Origin of the sequence: Serratia sp. CY27727, from assembly GCF_052169275.1 — a bacterium.
GTDB classification, from domain to species: Bacteria; Pseudomonadota; Gammaproteobacteria; order Enterobacterales; family Enterobacteriaceae; genus Serratia; species Serratia sarumanii.
The window spans coordinates 56,139-77,021 of record NZ_JBJNLB010000013.1 but is presented as its reverse complement, the minus strand read 5'-3'; the positions used below and the strand labels follow the sequence as shown (position 1 = coordinate 77,021).

The 20,883-nt window shown below is 62.7% G+C and carries 17 protein-coding genes; 4 read left to right on the top strand and 13 right to left on the bottom strand.

Annotated elements, in window-relative coordinates:
* Nucleotides 1-168 precede the first annotated feature (168 nt).
* The 3 genes from sbcD (at nucleotide 169) to licT (ending at nucleotide 5,729) form a co-directional block, all read left to right on the top strand.
* Nucleotides 169-1,401 carry an exonuclease subunit SbcD gene (gene sbcD / locus ACJ8HB_RS22400; protein ID WP_047569064.1) on the top strand — a complete coding sequence of 411 codons (1,233 nt, stop codon included), beginning with the start codon at nucleotides 169-171 and terminating at the stop codon, nucleotides 1,399-1,401.
* Entirely contained in the window at nucleotides 1,398-4,649 is a 3,252-nt protein-coding gene (gene sbcC, locus ACJ8HB_RS22395; RefSeq protein ID WP_047569066.1) for an exonuclease subunit SbcC, read from the top strand. Before sbcD ends, sbcC begins: the two co-directional genes overlap by 4 nt.
* 231 nt (nucleotides 4,650-4,880) lie before the next feature.
* On the top strand, nucleotides 4,881-5,729 hold the full coding sequence (licT, locus tag ACJ8HB_RS22390; RefSeq protein ID WP_041033609.1) for a BglG family transcription antiterminator LicT: 849 nt from the start codon (nucleotides 4,881-4,883) through the stop codon (nucleotides 5,727-5,729).
* Here licT and ACJ8HB_RS22385 read toward each other — a convergent pair.
* From ACJ8HB_RS22385 to mak, 3 genes are all read right to left on the bottom strand, one after another.
* Entirely contained in the window at nucleotides 5,726-6,112 is a 387-nt protein-coding gene (locus ACJ8HB_RS22385) for a type II toxin-antitoxin system VapC family toxin (protein WP_033637281.1), read from the bottom strand. The two genes, licT and ACJ8HB_RS22385, sit on opposite strands and share 4 nt — an antisense overlap.
* On the bottom strand, nucleotides 6,109-6,342 hold the full coding sequence (locus tag ACJ8HB_RS22380) for a type II toxin-antitoxin system Phd/YefM family antitoxin (RefSeq protein WP_033637280.1): 234 nt from the start codon (nucleotides 6,340-6,342) through the stop codon (nucleotides 6,109-6,111). The genes ACJ8HB_RS22385 and ACJ8HB_RS22380 overlap by 4 nt, the downstream gene beginning before the upstream one ends.
* Before the next feature lie 102 nt (nucleotides 6,343-6,444).
* Nucleotides 6,445-7,359 (bottom strand): fructokinase, encoded by a 915-nt coding sequence (mak, locus tag ACJ8HB_RS22375; protein WP_039567006.1) that lies wholly within the window; start codon nucleotides 7,357-7,359, stop codon nucleotides 6,445-6,447.
* Nucleotides 7,360-7,575: 216 nt separating this feature from the next.
* Between mak and rdgC the strand changes: the two genes are divergently transcribed.
* Nucleotides 7,576-8,487: a recombination-associated protein RdgC gene (gene rdgC, locus ACJ8HB_RS22370; RefSeq protein WP_004940461.1), complete on the top strand. Its 912-nt coding sequence runs from the start codon at nucleotides 7,576-7,578 to the stop codon at nucleotides 8,485-8,487.
* A gap of 65 nt (nucleotides 8,488-8,552) precedes the next feature.
* On the opposite strand, the gene ppnP is transcribed toward rdgC, so the two are convergent.
* The 10 genes from ppnP to ACJ8HB_RS22320 all read right to left on the bottom strand — a co-directional run bounded on the left by ppnP (nucleotide 8,553) and on the right by ACJ8HB_RS22320 (nucleotide 20,827).
* Nucleotides 8,553-8,843, bottom strand: a complete 291-nt coding sequence (gene ppnP / locus ACJ8HB_RS22365; RefSeq protein ID WP_004940463.1) for a pyrimidine/purine nucleoside phosphorylase — start codon at nucleotides 8,841-8,843, stop codon at nucleotides 8,553-8,555.
* A gap of 211 nt (nucleotides 8,844-9,054) precedes the next feature.
* On the bottom strand, nucleotides 9,055-9,732 hold the full coding sequence (locus ACJ8HB_RS22360; RefSeq protein ID WP_442520196.1) for an AroM family protein: 678 nt from the start codon (nucleotides 9,730-9,732) through the stop codon (nucleotides 9,055-9,057).
* Nucleotides 9,733-9,736: 4 nt separating this feature from the next.
* Nucleotides 9,737-10,666, bottom strand: a complete 930-nt coding sequence (locus ACJ8HB_RS22355; RefSeq protein ID WP_033647333.1) for a DUF1177 domain-containing protein — start codon at nucleotides 10,664-10,666, stop codon at nucleotides 9,737-9,739.
* 34 nt (nucleotides 10,667-10,700) lie between these two features.
* Nucleotides 10,701-12,257, bottom strand: coding sequence for an OPT/YSL family transporter (locus ACJ8HB_RS22350; protein ID WP_047569069.1), 1,557 nt, complete (start codon nucleotides 12,255-12,257; stop codon nucleotides 10,701-10,703).
* 219 nt (nucleotides 12,258-12,476) lie between these two features.
* Complete coding sequence (locus ACJ8HB_RS22345; RefSeq protein WP_033647338.1) at nucleotides 12,477-13,250, bottom strand: IclR family transcriptional regulator; 774 nt, start codon at nucleotides 13,248-13,250, stop codon at nucleotides 12,477-12,479.
* Between the two features lie 253 nt (nucleotides 13,251-13,503).
* On the bottom strand, nucleotides 13,504-14,295 hold the full coding sequence (locus ACJ8HB_RS22340; protein ID WP_047569070.1) for an energy transducer TonB: 792 nt from the start codon (nucleotides 14,293-14,295) through the stop codon (nucleotides 13,504-13,506).
* A gap of 2 nt (nucleotides 14,296-14,297) precedes the next feature.
* Nucleotides 14,298-15,629, bottom strand: a complete 1,332-nt coding sequence (locus ACJ8HB_RS22335) for an HlyD family type I secretion periplasmic adaptor subunit (RefSeq protein WP_047569072.1) — start codon at nucleotides 15,627-15,629, stop codon at nucleotides 14,298-14,300.
* Nucleotides 15,626-17,407, bottom strand: coding sequence for a type I secretion system permease/ATPase (locus ACJ8HB_RS22330; protein WP_039567131.1), 1,782 nt, complete (start codon nucleotides 17,405-17,407; stop codon nucleotides 15,626-15,628). Before ACJ8HB_RS22330 ends, ACJ8HB_RS22335 begins: the two co-directional genes overlap by 4 nt.
* Nucleotides 17,408-17,479: 72 nt before the next feature.
* The gene (locus tag ACJ8HB_RS22325) at nucleotides 17,480-18,049 is read right to left on the bottom strand and encodes a heme acquisition protein HasA (RefSeq protein WP_033647344.1); all 570 of its coding nucleotides are present in this window, start codon (nucleotides 18,047-18,049) and stop codon (nucleotides 17,480-17,482) included.
* 78 nt (nucleotides 18,050-18,127) lie between these two features.
* Nucleotides 18,128-20,827, bottom strand: a complete 2,700-nt coding sequence (locus tag ACJ8HB_RS22320; protein ID WP_047569074.1) for a TonB-dependent receptor — start codon at nucleotides 20,825-20,827, stop codon at nucleotides 18,128-18,130.
* Nucleotides 20,828-20,883 lie beyond the last annotated feature (56 nt).

Genomic DNA, 20,883 nt, shown 5'->3' with positions numbered 1-20,883 from the left:
TCAGTTTTGTGACACTTTTATGAAAAAAAGCGGCTGTTATAGGCAGTAAGCATAGCGATTATTTCCCGGCGCAAAGAAAAATCATCCGGTTGTCATCATCATTGCGCCGGGACAGCCGCCGCCGCGGCCTTTATAATCATCGCCATTACCTTTGCATCCGGGAGTGTCATGCGCCTGATCCACACCTCTGACTGGCACCTTGGCCAGTACTTTTTCACCAAAAGCCGCGCCGCTGAGCACCAGGCTTTTCTGAACTGGCTGATCGAGCAGATCGAGCAGCAGCAGGTGGATGCGCTGATCGTCGCCGGGGATCTGTTCGATACCGGCTCGCCACCCAGCTACGCCCGCGAGCTGTACAACCGCTTCGTGGTGGAGCTGCAGCGCACCGGCTGCCAGCTGGTGGTGCTGGGCGGCAACCACGATTCGGTAGCGACGCTGAACGAATCGCGGGAACTGCTCTCCTGCCTGAATACCACGGTGATCGCGAGCGCGCAGGGCTCCCTTGAGCAGCAGATCGTGGTGCTGAACCGGCGCGACGGCCAGCCGGGCGCGGTGCTGTGCGCCATTCCTTTTCTGCGGCCGCGCGATCTGCTCACCAGCCGCGCCGGCGAATCCGGCGCGCAAAAACAGCAGGCGCTGCAGGAAGCCATCGCCGAACATTACCAGGCGCTGTATCAGGCGGCCTGCGAACGCCGCGATCGGCTGGGCCTGCCGCTGCCGATCGTCGCCACCGGCCACCTGACCACCGTCGGCGTCACCACCTCCGACTCGGTGCGCGACATCTATATCGGCACCCTCGACGCCTTCCCGGCGCAGGCCTTCCCGCCCGCCGACTATATCGCGCTGGGCCACATTCACCGCGCGCAGAACGTCGCCAAATCAGAGCATATTCGCTATAGCGGCTCACCGATTCCGCTCAGCTTCGATGAACTGGGCAAAGCCAAAAGCGTCTTCCTGGTCGATTTCGCCGGCGGCGCCCTGCAGCAGGTAGAAGCGTTAACGATCCCGCAGTTCCAGCCCATGCAGCTGATCAAAGGCGATCTGGCCGAGATCGAACGGCAGCTGCAGCAATTTGCCGACTATGCCGGCGAGCTGCCGGTGTGGCTGGATATCGAAGTGGCGACGCAGGACTACCTCAGCGATATCCAGCGCCGCATCCAGCTGATGGCGGATGAGCTGCCGGTGGAAGTGGTGCTGCTGCGGCGCAGTAAAGAGCAGCGCCGCCAGGCGATCGCGCAGCAGGATAAGGAAACGCTCAACGAACTGAGCGTCAACGAGGTGTTCGAACGGCGCCTGGCGCAGGAGGCCGACATGCCAGAAGCGCGCCAACGGCGGATGCACCAACTGTTCCGCCAGGTGGTCGAGGCGGTGCAGCACAATCCTGAGGAGACCAATCCATGAAGATCCTCAGCCTGCGGTTAAAAAACCTCAACTCGCTGCAGGGCGAGTGGAAAATTGACTTCACCGCCGAGCCGTTCGCCAGCAACGGCCTGTTCGCCATTACCGGCCCGACCGGCGCGGGCAAAACCACCCTGCTGGACGCCATCTGCCTGGCGCTGTACCACCAGACGCCGCGTCTCAACGTCACGCCGAGCCAGAATGAACTGATGACCCGCCACACCGCCGAATCGCTGGCGGAGGTCGAATTCGAGGTCAAGGGTGTCGGCTATCGCGCCTTCTGGAGCCAGCGCCGCGCCAAAAACGCGCCGGACGGCAACCTGCAGGCGCCGAAGGTGGAACTGGCGCGCCGCGAGGACGGCAAGATCCTGGCGGACAAGGTGCGCGACAAGCTGGAGATCACCGCCGCCATCACCGGGCTGGACTTCGGCCGCTTCACCAAATCGATGATGCTGTCTCAGGGGCAGTTCGCCGCGTTCCTCAACGCCGACGCCAACGATCGCGCTGAGCTGTTGGAAGAGCTGACCGGCACCGAAATCTACGGGCGGTTGTCCGAACAGGTGTTCGAATCGCACAAGCAGGCCAAAACCGACCTGGATGGGTTGCACCAGCGCGCCAGCGGCATCGAGCTGCTGAACGATGAACAGCGCCACTCCCTGACTGAACAGCTGACGGCGCTGAGCGCGCAGGAAAGCGCCCTCGGTAAGCAAACTCAGCAACAGCAACAGGCGCTGAGCTGGCTGCAGCAATGGCAACGCCTCCAGCAACAGCAAAACGAGGGTCAACGGCGGCTGGAAACCGCCCAGCGCGAGCAGACGGAGGCCGCCCCGCAGCTGCAGCGGCTGGCGCTCAGCGAACCGGCCGAGAAATTGCGGCCGCTGCGCGGTGAACGCGATCGCTGCCGCGCCGAGCTGCAGACGATACAACAGCAGGCAGCCCAGCTGACGCAGCAACAGGAACAGCACTCGGCGCAGCTGGCGCCACTGCAGCAGGCGGTGGAAAAGGCCCGTCTGGCGCAGCAAGCCCATGCCGAGCATATGCGGCAGCAGCAACAGCTGATCGATGACCAGGTCGCCCCGCTCGACCACCAAATAGCCCAACTGCAGTCGACGCAGGCCGAGCGGCGACAGGCCGGCGATGCCGCCGCGCAGCAGTGTGCCAAACAGAAAACCACGCTGGAGCAGCTCACCGCCGAGCGCAGCCAACTGACGGCGCAGGCCGCACAGCATCAGCAGCGGTTGAACGCGCTGACCGAAGCGCTGGCCGTTCAGCAGCAACAGCAACAGGCGCTGGCGGCGCAAACGCCGCTGGCCCCGCTGCGCCAGCGCCTGAGCGCCCTGGCGGATCTGCGCCCGACGCGCCAGCAGTTATTTACGCTCGCCTCTTTATCGCAACAAGTTGTTAAACGGCTGGAACAGCAGCGGCAAGAGCTAAACATCGGTCAAAATGAACTGACCCAGTTGGAGCCACAGTTAGAGCTCATCCGTCAGCAATTTAAGCAGCAGAAAGCCCACCAGGCCGATGTTGAAAAAACCTATGCGCTGGAACAACGGATCGTGGGTCTGGAAGCCGAGCGCGCCCGTTTGCAACCCGGCGCCCCCTGCCCGCTGTGCGGCTCATGCGAGCACCCGGCGGTAGAACAATACCAAGAGGTAAAACTGTCAGAAACTGCGCAACGTCTGGAGCAAATGAAAGTCCAGACCGAAGCATTGCAAAAACAAGGCGTCGAGCTGCGAGCCCGTTACGACAACCTGCAACAGCAATTGCAACGCCAACAGCAGGCTATCGCGCAGGATGAGCAGCAGCTGGCTGCCCAACAGCAGCAGTGGCAGCAGCTCAGCGCGCCGCTGGCATTCGACTTTACGTTGGCCGAGGGCGAGCGGCTCAGCGCCTGGCTGAGCGGCTGCGACGATGAAGAGCGGCGCGGGCAACACGCGCTGCAGCAGCATGAACAGGCGGCGCAGGCGGTACAGCAGGCAAAAGACGCGCTCGCCGCTCTGCAAACGCAGCAGCAGCAGGCGCAGCAACGGCTGGCGCTGCTCGAAGAGCGCTTTACGCTGCTGCAGAAAACCCATGCTGACAGCCTGCAACAGCAGCAAGACCTGCAACAACGCTGGCAAGAAGGCGAGAAGACCCTCGCCGAACGGCGCGCGCAGCGGCTGGCGCTGTTCGGCGAACAGCAGGTCGCCGAGGTGCGCGAACAGCTGCGCGCCAAACAAACCGCCTGTGAACAGGCCAGCTTGCAGGCCGCCGAGCAGTGGCAAAAAGCGCAGGAACTGCGCGAGCGCCTGGCCGGCCAGCAGGCCGGATTGCAACAACAGCACACCCAAATGCAGGAACGGCTGCAGCAGGCGCAGCAGCTGTGGCAGCAGGCGCTGGCCGACAGCGAATTCGCCGATGAAACCGCCTTCGCCGCCGCGCTGCTGGACGACGCCCTGCGCCGCGAATTGCAGCAGCGTAAAGAGCAACTGCAACAGCGCCAGGTGGAGGCCGCCGCCCTGCTGACGCAGGCGACGCAAACGCTGGAGCAGCATCGGCAAAGCCGCCCTGAAGGGGTGGATGAAGCCAACGCGGATCTCGACGCACTCACCCAATCGCTGGCCGAGCTGGCGCAGCAGTTGAAAACGTTGCAGCTGCGCCAGGGTGAACTGCGCAACCAGCTGGAAAGCGATGCCGCCCGCCGCCTCAATCAACAGGCGCTGTTCGAGCAAATCGCCCGCAGCCAGCAAGACTACGACGACTGGAGCTACCTCAACCAGCTGATCGGCTCGAAAGAAGGCGACAAGTTCCGCCGCTTCGCTCAGGGGCTGACGCTCGATCATCTGGTTTATCTGGCCAACCTTCAGCTCGGCCGGCTGCACGGGCGCTACCTGCTGCAGCGCAAAACCAGCGACGCGCTGGAGCTACAGGTAGTGGACACCTGGCAGGCCGACGCGCTGCGCGATACCCGTACTCTGTCCGGCGGCGAGAGCTTCCTGGTCAGCCTGGCGCTGGCACTGGCGTTGTCCGATCTGGTCAGCCACAAAACCAGCATCGATTCGCTGTTCCTCGACGAAGGCTTCGGCACGCTGGACGCCGAAACCCTCGATACCGCGCTGGACGCGCTGGACAGCCTGAACGCCTCCGGCAAAACCATTGGCGTGATCAGCCACGTCGAGGCGATGAAAGAGCGTATTCCGGTGCAGATCAAGGTGAAAAAGGTCAACGGACTCGGCGTCAGCCGGCTGGAGGCGCACTTCAGGCTGGAGTGATCCCGCCGCGCGCGGCGCAGAAGTGTGACCGCGGCGGCACTCCGCGGTGAAAAGCGTTGAGCCGCGGCGAGCACGGGTTATTATGCAGGCATAACAGGATTGTTACTGTATCCCCTCCGCCGCTCAGGCCGCAGGACAGAAACATAAAATACAGGCAAAACCTGGCGCCCGGGATCGCTCCCGGGCGTCAGGTTTTTTCGTTTTCAGGATGCTGAAACACCGGGAAAGACCATGAAAATCGCTAAAATACTCAATAATAACGTGGTGATTACGCTGGACGACCGTCAGGAAGAGACGGTGGTAATGGGAAAAGGAATCGGCTTTAAAAAGAAGCCCGGCGACACGCTGGACGAAAGCCTGATCGAAAAAGTGTTCACCCATAACGGCGGTGAAATCGCCGAGCGCTATAAAGAGCTGCTCTCCGAGATCCCGCTGGCCTGCGTCACCACCGCCGACCGGATTATTACCCTCGCCCGCGAACGGCTGCCGGGCAAGTTGCATAACATCGTCTATATCACGCTGACCGACCACATCCATTTCGCTCTGCAGCGCCACGCGGAAGGATTGGATATCAAAAATGCGTTGCTGTGGGAGATTAAAAAGCTCTATCAGGCCGAGTTCGCCGTCGGGCTGGAGGCGCTGGCCTTGATCGCCGAGCGGCTGAATACCGCGCTGCCGGAAGACGAGGCCGGATTTATCGCCCTGCATCTGGTCAACGCCCAGCTTAACGACGAGATGCACAACACGCTGCACATCACCCGCGTGATGCAAGAGATCCTCAACCTGGTCAAATACCACTTCCGCTTTGATTACAACGAGGAAGCCCTGAGTTACCACCGTTTCGTCACCCATTTGAAATTCTTTGCCCAGCGCCTGCTGGGGAAAAACTACGTCGACAGCGACGACGACTCGCTGTATCAGGTGGTGAAAGAGAAATACCGTGAGTCATTCGCCTGCGCCGGCAAGATCAACCGCCACATCGAAAAGCATTATCAGCACCAGCTCACCACGGAAGAGATGATGTTCCTGACCATTCATATCGAACGGGTGCGCAGCGAAAGCGAGGAGAAACCGGCTTAACGGCGGGCGTCCGCCACCCGCACGCCGTATTGCGGAAACACCGCGTCGGCGGAGATCAGCGTCAGCCCCTCGGCCTGCGCCTGTGCGATCAGCATGCGATCGAAAGGATCCTGATGATAGGGCGGCAGCTGCCCGGCCTGTTGGCAATGAAAGGCGTCCATCGGCAGCGCCAGAAAATCTTCGGCCTCTATGATCGCAAAGATGTCTTCCGGCAGCGCCAGCTTGCCCAGCGCCTGCTTGATCGAGATCTCCCAAATGCTGGCCGCGCTGACGTACACCGCATTGCCCGGATCGGCGATCTGCCTTTTGGCGTTCGCGCCCAGGCAGGCGTCATCAATCAGCCACCACAGCAACGCGTGGGTATCCAGCAGCAGGCGCTTCATGCATCGCCCTCAAACAGCGCCGCAATGGCCGCATCCCCCGCGTTGAAATCCGCCGGCACGGTAAACTTGCCCTTGGCGGCGCCGGGCCGGCGCGCTTCGCCCTGGATGGCGACCAGCTGTACGTACGGCTTCCCTGCTTTTGCAATAATCACGGTTTCTCCCTCCGCGGCTCTGTCCGCCAGCTGGCTCAGATTGGATTTGGCTTCGTGCATATTGGCCTGAATCGGCATACGCGTCCTCCTTAGCTAAGTTAGCTAAAGCATAAAGCGCCGTCCAGTTTTTGTACAGGGAAGGGTTTAAAGCGCGAGCAGCCTCGCGCTTTGCTGCAACGCTTAGCGCTGCTGTTGCGGCCATAACCAGGCCGCGCCGCGTACGCCGCTGGAGTCGCCGTGCACCGCCTTGCGGATCGGCGTTTCACACTCGCCGCCGAACACCCAATCTTTCACCCGCTGCGGCACCGTGCGGTACAGGCGATCCACGTTGCTCATGCCGCCGCCGAGCACCACCACGTCCGGATCCAGAATGTTGATCACGTGCGCCAACGCTTTCGCCAGCCGCATTTCGTAGCGCACGATCGCCTGCTCCGCCAGCGCATCGCCCCGCTCGCTCAGCGCCACGATCTCGTGCCCTTGCAGCGCGTTGCCGCCCAGGCGCGCATAGTCGGTGGCGAAACCGGTGCCGGAAATAAAGGTTTCGATGCAGCCCGGTTTGCCGCAGTAGCACGGCACTTCGCGGGCGTAGCGCAGCTCATCGTCATCCTGCCACGGCAGCGGATTGTGGCCCCACTCGCCAGCGATGCCGTTGCCGCCGGAATGCGCCTGCCCATTCAGCGCCACGCCGGCGCCGCAGCCGGTGCCGACAATGACCGCAAACACGGTTTGCGCGCCGGCGCCTGCGCCGTCGGTGGCTTCCGACACCGCCAGGCAGTTGGCGTCGTTGGCGATACGCACCTCGCGCGCCAACAGCGCCGAGAGATCCTTGTCCAGCGGTTGGCCGTTGAGCCATACCGAGTTGGCGTTTTTCACCCGCCCGGTAAACGGCGACAGCGTGCCGGGAATGCCGATCCCGACCGATCCCCGCTCGCCGGTATGATCTTCCGCCAGTTTCACCAGCCCGGCGATCGCCGCCAGGGTTTGCCCATAGTCATGGCGCGGCGTGGCGATGCGATGGCGAAACAGCTCCCGGCCGTCGTCCGCCAACGCAATCACTTCAATTTTTGTCCCGCCCAAATCGATGCCAATGCGCATGTATTTTTCTCCTCGATGCCGCGCAGCGTTGCCACAGCCTAATGTAAGTGCGCGGATGAATCACCTGTTTCCCTCTCCCCCGCCCGGCCTTTTCCGCTGCGGTCGGCGACGCAATTCGGAGAGAATGGGGCGATTTTTCAGCGTCAATTCGTTATCATGCCGCCCTGCTTTTGACGAATCAGCGTGCCAAGCGCACGCCCAGCCAGGGATAACATTATGCTGTGGTTTAAGAATTTGATGGTTTACCGTTTGAGCCGCGAAGTGGCGTTAAACGCGGATGAAATGGAAAAACAACTCAGCGCGTTCGCCTTCACGCCGTGCGGCAGCCAGGACATGGCCAAGACCGGCTGGGTCTCCCCGATGGGCTCGCACAGCGATGCGCTGACGCACGCGGTCAACGGCCAAATCGTCATCTGCGCGCGCAAGGAAGAGAAAATCCTGCCGTCGCCGGTCATCAAGCAAGAGCTGCAGGCCAAAATTGAGCGCCTGGAGGCGGAACAACATCGCAAACTGAAGAAAACCGAGAAAGACGCGCTGAAGGACGAAGTGCTGCACAGCCTGCTGCCGCGCGCCTTCAGCCGCTTCAACCAGACCTTCATGTGGATCGACACCGTCAACGATCTGATCATGGTCGATGCCGCCAGCGCCAAACGCGCCGAAGATACGCTGGCGCTGCTGCGCAAAAGCCTCGGCTCGCTGCCGGTGGTGCCGCTGACCATGGAAAGCCCGATCGAACTGACGCTGACCGAATGGGTGCGTTCCGGCGAGATGCCGGCTGGTTTCGCCATTCAGGATGAAGCGGAACTGAAAGCGATTCTGGAAGAAGGCGGCGTGATCCGCTGCAAGAAACAGAATCTGATCAGCGACGAAATCGCGGTGCATATCGAAGCCGGCAAGCTGGTGACCAAGCTGGCGGTGGATTGGCAGGAGCGCATTCAGCTGATGCTGTCGGACGACGGCTCGCTCAAGCGCCTGAAATTCGCCGACACGCTGCGCGAACAGAACGACGATATCGATCGCGATGACTTCGCCCAGCGCTTTGACGCCGACTTTATCCTGATGACCAGCGAGCTGGCGGCGTTGATCAAAAACACCATCGAAGCGCTCGGCGGCGAAGCCCAGCGTTAATCCCGCCGCAGAAATGACCAGGGCCCAGCATCCGCTGAGCCCTGCGTTTCCCTAACGAACAAAATTTATTTGCTCAGGTAGCGGCACAGATAGGCGGTCGCGTCGGCCACCTGCAGGTTGAACTCGCTGTGCCCCGGCACGAAGAACTTCTCGCCCGGCGTAAACACCTGCCAGTCCGGCGCCCCCGGCAGCAGCACTTTCAGCGCCCCGGTGATCACCGTCATTTCTTCCGGCTGCGCGGTGGAGAAGGTGTATTCCCCCTCTTCCATCACGCCCACGCTGGTAAGACCGATGCTGCTACTGTCAAAACCGATAGACTTCACTTTTCCGGCAAAATACTCATTCACTTTCAGCATAGACTGGCACCCGCGTAATCATCTTGATGGAAAATCCATATTGGGGGATTGCGGTTGATCTGTCACTGGTTTTTCGCGCGAAATGCGATCGCGGCGCAGAGGAAAACGCCGCCGGGCCTCTCTCCGGCAGTCAGGGCTGCTGAAACCCGGGGATACCCGCGAGCGCAAAGCGCCCGAGGCCGCGCCGAGCGGTGATTTATGGCTATTTGAATCAGCCGATTAACTCTGCGGCCAGCTTGGCGACCAGAACGTTCGACAGCAGCACCGGCACCGACAGACGCGCCTGCAAAAAAGCGCGGTGGCGCTGGTGATAACCGATGCAATCGAGCACCACCACCTCCGCCCCCTGCCGCAGCAGTGCGCAAGCCGCCTGCTCCAGCGCGGCGTCATCCGCCAGATAAGGACTGGCGACGGCATAGCTCGGCGGCGTCGCCAGCTGCCGCCATTTGCGCGCCTGCTGCCCAACCTGTTTCGCCACCGGCACCACGATGCCGACGCGGTGTTCGCCGACGATCGCGGAGATCAACGGCGGGATGATGCGATCCGGCTCCAGCAACAGCGCCTGCTCCGCCTGCAATCGGCCGAATTCGCCGGTGCACAGCAGCAGAATCACCTGGCATCCCGCCGCCTCCAGCTCGCGGATCTTCTGCTGCAACCCGCTTTCGACGCGAGCGGCACAGAGCGTCACCTGCGTGCCGTCCAACAGGCGCGACACCAGCAGCTTATCGCCCCGTTGCGGCGCATAACGCTCGGCGATCTGCCCGGCATCCAGGCCGTCCAGCAAACCGACGTGCCTCACCCGCTCCGCCGGCAGATAAGCAGACAGCAGCGGCATGATATCGCTGCGCGGCGCCTGGCCGATGGTCAGCGTGGCGAATGAAGCCGTCATGGGGCTATCTCCTTTTTTGCAGGTGACTCAGACTGCCGTACAGCGCCAGCAGCTGGCCATATTCGGCGGCATCGTAGAACCGGCAGGTGCCGCGGCCGAATTCTTTGGCGACTTCCACCGCGAATTTGACCGCCAGCGCGATATCCGTTTCGTGGCTGGCTCCGGTGCCGCAGCCCGGCACCACCGATTCGCTGCAGATCGCCACGCCGACCACCGGCGCCGCGGTAGCGGTCGAGGGCTGCAGGATGCTGTTGAGGTGATGCACGCCGTTGCCGTAAGGGGTGATGTCCTGCGTGGTGATCGGGAAGGTCACCGCCGGGCGGCCGCTGGTCATCTCCATGATGCGCAGCAGATCTTCCGCCACCCGCAGGATGTAGCCCTCTTTCACCGTCGGCGATAGCGCATAGCCTTTGTGGTTGATGATGCGGTTGCCTTTGGTGGTGTCGATCGACAGGATGGCGTCAGCCTCCGGCACCACTTCATTATCGTTCATCGTCACGTCATCGATCGGCGAATCCATAAAATCGACCGGATCGTGCGGCCGGGTCGGTGCGTTCGGGCAAATATGGGTGGTGACGATCACATCCCCCGGCAGCGTGTCGCCCTTGCGCTGCATCTCCGCCAGCTTCAGCGCGGCGGCAATGGCGGCGATCGCGCCGTCGCCGTCGGACACCAGCCCGATACGCGTCGGCCGCGCGCCGATGCCGCCCAGGCGGCCGATAATGCCCAGCGTCGGCGCCGCACCGCCAGCGAATTTGCCTGCGCTGCCGGGGATCTCGATGCGCACGAAATCGGTGCCGCCCTTCGGCCCCTCGGCGCGCAGGGTGCTGGCGCGGATCGCCGGGTAAGGCGCAAACAGATCGACGACGTCCTGGCCGCTGACGAATGCGCTATCAATCAATTCAAAAACCTGCAGCGTTTGTTGCAAACTCATGGTCGTTTTACCTCACCAATGTCATCGGCAGGGGCTATTTGCCCTTGCTGGAAAAAATCGAGCTGAAGAAGTTGTAGAGCGCGTCGCCGGCGATAAATCCGGCCGCCATGATCTCCATCGGCGTGCGGCCGCGATCGCCCCAACGGCGCAGGATCGCCACGCGCAGCGCGATGCCCACCAGCACCGCCCACCCGGCCAAGGCGTTGTTGATCAGCAGGCCGGTTGCCAGCAGCACGCCGAGCTGGCGCTTGGGGCCGCCGATCAGCTGCACCACGGCGCCGGGGATCGCCCAGATCAAAAGGCTCCAGGCGATGCCCGGCTGCGCACCGGCCTCGATGGTCTTGGCGTAAACGCGCGCGACCGGCGGGATCAGGTCCTGCAGGAAATAGCTGTGGTAAGAGAGGTAAACCACCGGAATGGCGATGAGGAAGGCGATCAGCGCCGCAAACAGTTGAATGCGGCGCCCCAGCAGTTCCTGCCGCAGATCCTCGCCGTAGCCGCGCAGGATGAAGCCGGCTTTCAAGTCAAAGCCCATGTCGGCGAAGGCCGGCCCGGTGGCGGCGGTAAAGCCGGTCAGGATGCACAGCGCCAGCGGTGGGAAACCGATCAGGATACCGACGATCAGGGTGATCAACGCCACCGCGAACGCCGGAAACCAGCCGGAGTGCATGGCGGCGATACCGACGATCAGCTCATGAACGAAAGCGGCGAACGCCGCGTAAATCACGAACAGCGCCAGCATCGGCAGCGACATCTCGCTAAACAGCCCGCCGACCAGAGCCAAAAACGCGGCGATGGCGATGTAGCCGACCGCGCCCAGGCCGAGCGCTTTGCTTACCGCGCTGTCCGGTTGGGTATAACCGGCGCTATCGGCGCGGCGGCTGCGGATCACCTGCGCGACCTGGATCAGCGCCACCAGGCCGGCGCCGACCATCACCCCGTGCGGAATAAAATGGGCATTGATATCGAAACCGTCCACCGGCTCGGCGTAGGCCCGCAGCAATAGCCCGACGCCGAACATGCTCAGCGCCCAGATATTGCCGATAAAGGCGGTGCCGAAGGCCGCCATGGGGATCTTGAGCATTGATCCGGCGATGCCCACCCCTACGCCCACCACCAAAAGCCAGGCCTGCTTGCCGCCGCGATCGCCGGCTTTAATCGCCTCCGCGGCGGCGACGCCCGGCGGCCAGGCATTGGCGGCGGGGAACACTTTGGTATCGAACAGGCGATAAAGCAGATAGGCGTCGAGCAGCATCGCCGCCGCCACGCCGCAGAACATCGGCAGAATAAGCTGCGGTTGCCCCATCACGTAAGGCACCGCAATCGGCATCAGCAGACAGTTGGCCGCGCCGAAGGTGGCGGAGGAGATCACCGTCTGCGCCAGGTTCTGGGTGTGCACCGAGCGGTAGCGTTGAAACATTTGCAGCGGAATGCGTGCCAGCAGCATGGCGATCAGCGCACCGATGATCGAGGTGTTGGGCGTCACGCCCAGCGTGGTGATCAGCTGAACGCCGATGATCGCCCCCACCACCGAAAGCAGCGCCATGACCAACAGCGTGCCGGCCTCTTTTAGCGGATTATTTGATTTCATACTTGGTATCCCTGAATATTTCCTGCCGCATGCCGGAAATAACGCCCGACGATAGTTCGCCGCGGCAGTTCCATTATTTGGAACTGCCGGCGTCATAACGTGATTATTTTCTTATTTAGCCTGTCTATTTCTCACCAATAAAATACGGTGAAATATAATTAATGAGTTCCCTGGTGTCGGCGCTCGTTAATGATGATGAAACGTTATAGCTCCGGCGCGTTAGTTGATCTGCTGCCAATAATCATCGCCATATTTTTCCGCCAGTTGGCGGCTGACTGCGGTTAATTCGGCCAGAACTTCCGGTACAAACGGCTGTTCCTCGCCCTGCGAAGGGAAGGATAGACACAGCCCCACCGTCTCGCTGCCGTGCTTGTTCACCAGCGCGGTCGCCAGCGAACTGATGCCGTTCAAGGTTTCATTGCGCGCCAGCGACCAGCCCTGGCGCCTCACCTGCTGCAACTTCTGCAGCAGCGCATCCAGCGTTTGCGGCGCATTGGGCGAAGCCGCCCGGTAACCGCCGGCGTAACGCGCCCGAACCTGCTCGTCGCTTTCACGCGCCAGTATCGCCCGGCCGACCGAGGTTTCCGCCGCCGGTGAACGGTAGCCCGCCGGGGTGACCACCTGCAAAAAGTGGCGGCCGGGGAACATGCGCATCACCATGATCTCCTGCCCCTCCAGCACCGAGAGGTAGCCGGTACACGCCGTCTGGCGGCACAGCTGCGCCATGCTGGCCGCCAGGTTGTCCACCAGCGGCATCGACAGATAGTGGCTGGATGCCGCCAGCAACAGCGCGCCGATGCGGTAACGCCGGCTATCGGGATCGCGCTCCAGCATGCCCTGATTTTCCATGCTCTGCAGCAGGCGCGATACCGTGCTTTTCGGCAGCGCCAATTGATCTACCACGTCGCTGAATGCAATGCCCGGTTGGCCATGCATCACGCGTTGTTGAGAAAAGAGTTTTAATACCGCAGCGGCATTTTCCAGCGTTGTCATGATCCGCCTTGTTCCACTATATGGAACTCAGTTCCTATTTTATAATTAAAAACTAAAACCCGAACTCCGCAGCGTCAAGCTGTTTATTTTTTGTCAGCCGAAAAATAAAAGGCATTCGTGCTTTTTAAATGAAAATATCGCGCAGAACGCTGACTCCGCCGCGCCAAATAAAATAACGATACGCTTTGAAAATAATGAATGGCAGGACAAGCTGCTGAAAAATGATTTTATCAGGGAGAGATATTGTCGCGGCTCAAAAACTTGCGCCGCGCAAACTGAAATCGATCGGCAACGTCAATTCCACCGTGCCGTTGACGTAGGCGTCCGCCGGCGGCGTAGGCAACGGCGAAGCGCGCTTGACCAGCGCCTGGATTTCGCGATCCAGCGACGGCAACCCGGCGCTGCTGACCAGCGTCACTGCCAACACATGGCCCTGCCTGTCCAGGGTGAAACGCACCTGCCCGACGCCCTGGCGCTTCAGCCGCAAGGCGTCTTTGGGATAACGCTTAAAGCGATTAAGGCGGCCGTTGATGCGGCTGCGCCAGCTATCTTCCCCCGCCTGTGCATAGGGCGTCAGGCGGGTTTGCGGCGCGGCCGCTTTATCCGCCCGGCCCGGCGGCGGCGCGCCGACGCTTTGCTCCTGAATTCTCGGCGGCGCGATCGTTTTCTCCTGCGGCGGCGTGCGCGGCAGGGGGATTTTCTTCACCGGCTTTGGCAGTTTTTTCTGCTTCGGCGGTACGGCGATGTTCGGCCGTACGGCTTCAGGCACCTTCACCGTCGGCAAGGGTTCCGGCGGCGCCGGCGGTTCAACCTGAGGCGGCGGCGTCCTTTGCCCCGGCGGTTGTTTTACCTCGGCCGGAGCCTGCGGTGCGGCGGCCATCACCACCATGACCGCCGGCGGCGGCACCCACGGCGGCTCGGCCTTGTCTCGCCAGGGCCAGAGCAGCGCTGCGGCCAGCAGGTGCAGCGCCAGCACCAGCACCAGGCAACGGCGCCAGGGCATGGCATCGCCGGGCGCGGCGAAAGGCAGCGGCGAAACCGACATGCTCACTCTTCCGTCAGCGCCAGATGAAGGCGATCGGTCAGCGGTTTGAACAGGTAGTTCATCATCGAACGTTCGCCGGTGCGGATGAACCCTTCGACCGGCATCCCCGGGCGGATTTCCAACCCGTTCAACCGCTGCAGACCCGCTTCGCTGACCTTGGCGCGCACGCTGTAATAGGGCGCGCCGCTTTTCTCGTCGGTCAGGCGATCGGCCCCGACCAGCGTCACTTCACCCTCGACGCGCGGCGTGGTGCTTTGGTTAAACGCCGAGAACAACAGCTCGACCGGCAAGCCCACCTGCACCTTGTCGATCAGCTCGACCGGAATACGCGCCTCCACCTGCAGCCCCCGATCGCTGGGCACGATCTCCATCAGCTGCTGACCGGCGCCGATCACGCCGCCTTCGGTGAACACGCTCAGCCCCACCACGGTGCCCGCCACCGGCGCTTTCACCTGCGTATGACCCAGATCGGCCTCCGCCTTGGCCAGGCGGTTATCCAGCTCGTCCAACTTCATCCGCACCTCGGCCAATTGGCTGCTGACCTCTTTTTGATACTCTTCCCGCCGCTGGATCGCCCGCAGCTTCAGCTCCAGGATCTGGCGCCCCAGGCGGCCGATATTGCCGGTGTCTTCGGACGCCTGGCCGTCGATCTGCGCATACTGCCCTTCCAGATCCAGCAGCCGGTTGCGCGCCACATACCCTTGCGCCGCCAGCTTGCGCATGCCGCTCAGTTGCTCCTGCAACATGGCCTTTTGCCGCTGCTTGCTGACGTAAGACTGCCGGATCCCTTCCAGCATCGCCTGCGATCCGGCGATGCTCTCCGCGATCGCCGCCAGCTCGCTCTGCAACGCCGCGCGGCGGCTGGTGAAAAGCTGCTGTTGCAGCAGCATCAACGACATCACCTCCGGCTCCTCCCGCCGCGCCTGCAGCAATGCCGGGAAAGCGATCGCCTGCAGGCCGTCGCGCTCGGCCTGCAGCCGCGCCCGCTGCGCGGCGTTGCTCAACTGCTGGCTGCGCAGCGCATCGCGCTGGGTGCGGCTGTCGACGGTATCCATCAGCAGCAGCACCTGTCCGGCGCTGACCCGGTCGCCCTCATGCACCTGAATTTGCGACACCACGCCGCCGCTCGGGTGCTGTACCGCCTTGCGGTTGCCGGCCACCACCACGCTGCCGGAGACCGGCACGCCCTTATCCAGCGGCGCCAACAGCCCCCACAGCAGGAAACCGCCAAACCCCAACAGCACCAGCCAACCACCGAGCCGCAGGTGGCGCCCTTCGTCGAACTGCCGGGAAAGCGCGTCGATATCGCCGGGGATCACACTCTGATTGCTCATACTTTTCGTTCACCGCTGGCCGTTTTGGCAAAATTGGCGTAGTTGACGTTGAAACCGCCGCCGCTGCTGCGGCCGGCGTTGGCCGGTACGGCCGCGGGCGTAAAACCAGGCAGTTTTTTCAGAATGGCGTCGCTGGGGCCGAAGTGCTGCACCTGGCCGGCGGCCAGCACCAGCAATCTGTCGGTCGTCGCCAGGATCGCCGGTTTGTGGGTCACCAACACGATGGTGGTGCCGCGCTTTTTCAGCGCTTCGATCGCCCGCTGCAGCGCCTCTTCCCCTTCGCGATCGAGGTTGGCGTTCGGTTCGTCCAATACCACCAACGCCGGAGAGCCATACAGCGCGCGCGCCAGCGCCACCCGCTGACGCTGGCCGCCGGACAGGCCGCTGCCACCCTCGCCCAGCTCGGTTTCATACCCTTTGGGCAAATGCAGGATCAGTTGGTGCACGCCGGCCAGCGCGGCGGCGGCCACCACCTTCTCGGCGTCAACCTGGCCAAAGCGGGCGATATTTTCCGTCAGGGTGCCGGCGAACAGCTGGATATCCTGCGGCAAGTAGCCGATATGCGGCCCCAGTTGCTGTTTGTCCCACTGCCGAAGATCCGCACCGTCCAGCCGCACGTCGCCGCTGAGCGGCGTCAGCGCGCCGACCAGTTGGCGCATCAGCAGCGTTTTGCCGGAGCCGGACGCGCCAATGACGCCCAGCACCTCCCCGGCCTCCAGACGAAAACTGACGCCGTGCAACACCGGCGCGCTCCCGCCCGGCGCGCCGGCGGTCAGCTGATTCACGGCCAATGCGCCGCTGGGCGCCGGCAGCGGCAGGCTCGCCGCATGCGGCGGGTTGGCGGCCAGCATCACCTCCAGCCGCTGCAGGGACTGGCGCGCCGACGACCACTGCTTCCAGGCGCCTATCAACTGATCGATCGGCCCCAGCACCCTGCCGATCAGGATCGATCCGGCGATCATCATGCCCGGCGTAATGTCGCCGTTGACCGCCAGCAGCGCGCCACAGCCCAACATCAGCGACTGCAGCGCCAGCCGCACGGTTTTCGACCAGGCGGTGACGGCGGCGATTTTCTCGCTGGCGCGGTTCTGCAACAGCAGGAACTGCTGATGCTGCCGCAGCCAGCGCAGGCGCAAGTCGGTCAGCATCCCCATGGCGGCGATGGCCTCCGCATTGCGCAGGTTGCCGTTGGCCTGCTGCGTGGCGCTCAGCGCGACCCGGCCGGCCTCCGCGAGCGGCGCCTGCGACACCCGCTGGTTGAGCCAGGCCAGCAGCACCAGCACGATCACCCCGGCGCTGGCCAACGCGCCAAGCCAGGGGTGGAGCAGAAAAACCACCAGCAGATAAACCGGGAACCATGGGGCATCGAAAAAGGCGAACAGCGCATTGCCGGTGGCGAACTGGCGCAGGTTGGTCAGATCGTTCAGCGCCTGCCCCGCCAGCGGGTTGCCGGTTTTCAGGTTGGTTTCGAAGGCGGCGTCGTAGACCCGCTGATTCAGGCGCATATCCATCTGGGCGCCGAGGCGGATCACCACCTGGCTGCGCACCCACTCCAGCAGCCCCATAAACAGGTAAAGGCCGACCACCATCAGGGTCAACATCGCCAGCGTCATGCGGTTGCCCGACGGCAACACGCGATCGTAGACCTGCAGCATGTACAGCGCCGGTGCCAGCATCAGCAGATTGATCACCGCGGTAAACAGCGCGATGCCCCAAAATCCGCGCCGGTATGCGGCCAGCACGCTCATCACTTCTCCGCGCCTGACGGCGTTTTTCATGGCGTTTTCCATCGGCTAAAAACGAGAAAATGCCCGCCGGGGCGCGCGGCGCCGGCGGGCAAACGGCCGCGATCAGGCCGCCAGCAGTTCCGGGCTGTCGGCGTGCTGCACGCCCACCGCCGTCGCCGCCGCCACCTGATCGAAGGTGGAGTTGACGCTCAGGCCGTAGTCGTCGAGGATGCCGTTCAGCGCGGTTTCCAGCGCGCCGGTATCGCCGGACATCAGGCCGTACACCACCTGGTGCACCACGCCATCGTGGCCCTGCGCCTGCAGGCTGCTGAGGTTCAGGCCGCCGAAGCTGACGTCAGGCACCTGAATGCTGTACGGTGATGTATCACCACCGCTCAAACCGTCGCCGAACGACAGGGAATCCAGCTGGCCGTACAGGGTATGCGCCGGTTCATTGAACAGCGTGTAGGTCAGGTTGCCACCCGCCACGACCGACGTGACATGGTTGTCCGTACTGGTCACGGCGTATTGGCTACCGGACAACCGGCCGCCGTAGAAGCCACCGCTGTTTGAGCCTTCGACGACATTGCCGTTGGTATGGTTGATATCACCGAATGTCGAAGCCCATTGGCCCAGATAGTCATGAATGCTGTAACCGCCAAAGCTGCTGTCATAGTTAACTGAAAATGCCATTTCTCTATCTCCATTGATGAACGGCGCCCCTTGCGAGGCAGCCCTTGTGCTCAAGGATGAGCAACGCCCTTTTACTGCTTAAAAACGGTATTCCACCCCGCCCTGCACGGTGCGGCCGCGCCCCAGGGTATTGGCCAGCGTCTCCCCATAGCTGACGACGTAGGCGCGGTTGGTCAGGTTCTCCACCGAGCCGCGCAGCGTCAGGCTGTCGGTCAGCTTGTAGCTGGCGTACAGATCGAACAGGGTGTACTTCGGCCAGTCGGCCAGGTACGGATAGTTGGATGGCACCGAGCTGTCCTGATAGCCCGGCGCAAAGCGCACGGTCACCCCGGCGTCCAGCTTGCGATCGAAGGCGCGGCCGCCCAGCGTCACCGAGCCGCGATCGCCCGGCAGGTAGGCGGCGGAGCCGAACTGCGTCCCCCCGTCACACGTGACGAAGTCATTGGAAGCGGCATCCGGCTCAACATAGAAGTTGCCGCGGCGCGATCCGTCGCCGTAGCGCAGACGCCCTCCCAACCAGGCCTTGTTCGAGCAGAACTCGTTTTTGCCGATCATGTGGGTATAGGTCAGGTCGGCGTAGAACACCCCGGCGTCATAGTTGAGCTGGTACTCCAGCCCGCGGAAGCGGGTTTTAGACAGGTTGTTGACGTAAGCGGCATTGCCGATGCTCGGCTGCACCAGCCCCGGTTTATTGCGGTCTATCGCCAGGTTGATGTAGTTATCCACTTTGGTGTCGAAGTAGGCCACCTTGGCCACCAACCGATCGCCCTCAAACCACAGATCCGGCTGCTGCACGTTGAACCCGACTTCCCAGGCGCGCGAGCGCTCGGGCTGCAGGAACGGGTTGGGGTATTGCGTGGAAGAACTGTGTGCGCTGCCGTTAGTCAGCGTTTCGGTGATCGCCGGCGGCCGCCAGGATTTGCCGTAGGTGGTATACAGCTCAAGCCACTCCACGCCGGGGCGCACCGCCACCGCCAGCGTCGGCGACAGCTTGCCCTGATCGCGATCCACGTCCCAATCTTCGCGGGTCGTGGTTGAACAGCCGGTCAGACGCAACGCTTTGCAAGGATTGTCAATCGTGTAGCGTTGCCCATCCTTGGCCAAATCCGGATAGCTCAGGCCGGTCTGGCCGCGCAGGCGATAGCGGTCGTAACGCAGCCCGCCCTCCAGCGTCAGCCAGCCGTCATAGTCGTAGGTCAGGTTGGCGAACAGGCTGCCGACCGAACGGTTGCCGGCCGGCGTCACCCCTTCCATACCCTCACGGGAAGAGTCGCTGGTCACTTTGTCGTAATAGAACTCCAGCCCGTAGTTGGCGCGGAAGTCATGCCCCGGCGCCAGGCTGAAACGCGAGGTGTTTTGCGCCTGCGCGCCATAGGTGCGCAGGCGGGTGCGCGTCGCGTAGCCGTTGTCCAGCAGCGAGCTGGTGCTGTAGGTGTCGCTGTCGTCCTGAGTATCGACGTAGTACAGCTTGGCCTGAAAATCGAGCCAGTCGACGCCTTCCGGCGCCAGGCTGTAGTCGAACGCCGCGTTGCGCGCCATCACGTCGCTGTAACCGGTGCGCTTCCAGCCCAGTTCATAAGGCGGCCGGGTGCCCAGGTTGGTCAACGTGCCGGCGATCGGCGACGCGGTCTGGGTCTGCAGATAGCTCAATTGCAGGCGTTGGTTGGCGGGCAGGTTCCAGCCCACCTTGGCCAGCCGCGAGTGCATGCGGTAATTAGTGTCGGGGATTTTGTTGTTCTTGATGCTCTCGGCGTAGCGATCGTAATTGCCGGTGTCGTTATTGATGCGAATGTTGCCGATGTCGCCCTTGTTGCCGGGCCAATAGTCGCCGAGGTGGCGTTCGCTGGCGGCCAGCAGGATATCGCCGGTTTCGTTACCCAATGCCAGTATGCCGCTGCCGATGAAGTGGGTGCCGTTATCGCCGGTGCTGGCGTGCAGCTTGCCGCCCAGCTCTTTGCCCGGCGCCAGGAAATCGCTCGCGCTGACGGTATTGAAGGTGGCGATGCCGCCGAGCGTGCCGGCGCTGCCCATACCGCCGGTGGTGCCCTTGTCGATGGTTACGCCGGACAGCAGTTCGGAATCGATGTACATGGTGCCGTTACGCTGGCCATGGCCGCTCTTTTGAAAATTCTGCCGCATGCCGTCGATGTTCATGTTCACCCGGCCGTAGTCTTGTATGCCGCGGATGTTGACCGACAGCGCCGGATCTTGCTGGCTGACGCTGGAATAGGCCCCCGTCGTCTGCTCCAGAATATCGGCCGCGTGTCGCGCCGGGCGGTTGTCCATCTGTTCGCGGCTGATGACGCTGACCGAGCGCGGTTCGTCGTAAACCCAATCGTTGGCGTTGATGCCGCCGGCGCCCAGCACCGTCAGGCTGTCCAGCGCCAGCGCACCGCCGTCGCCGTTCGCCGTCGGCAGCCGGCTCAATACGATCTGCCCCTGCGGCTGCAGGCGGAAAGCCACCGGATTGCCGCCGATCAAGCGCCGCAGGCCCTGTTCAACGCTCATGCTGCCGTTCAGCGCCGCCGCCTGCATGCCATCGAGCTTCACCTCGTCGAAAAATACCTGCATGCCGGCCTGCTCGGCGAAGCGCAACATGGCGCTTTGCAGCGGCTGCGCCGCAATGTTGAAATGCTTTTGCTGTGCAGCCTGCGCGCCGTTCGCCTCAGCCTGGGCGGCGAGCGCCACAGCCGGCTGAGTCAACATCATCGCCGCCAGCGCGGCGCGTACCGCCGTGGCCAATCGGCCGGCCGGCGTGGTTCCCTTGTGAATAAACATGCGTGTGTGTTCCACCCGAAAGAATGCCAAACCAAGTGATAATGGAAATCAATCTC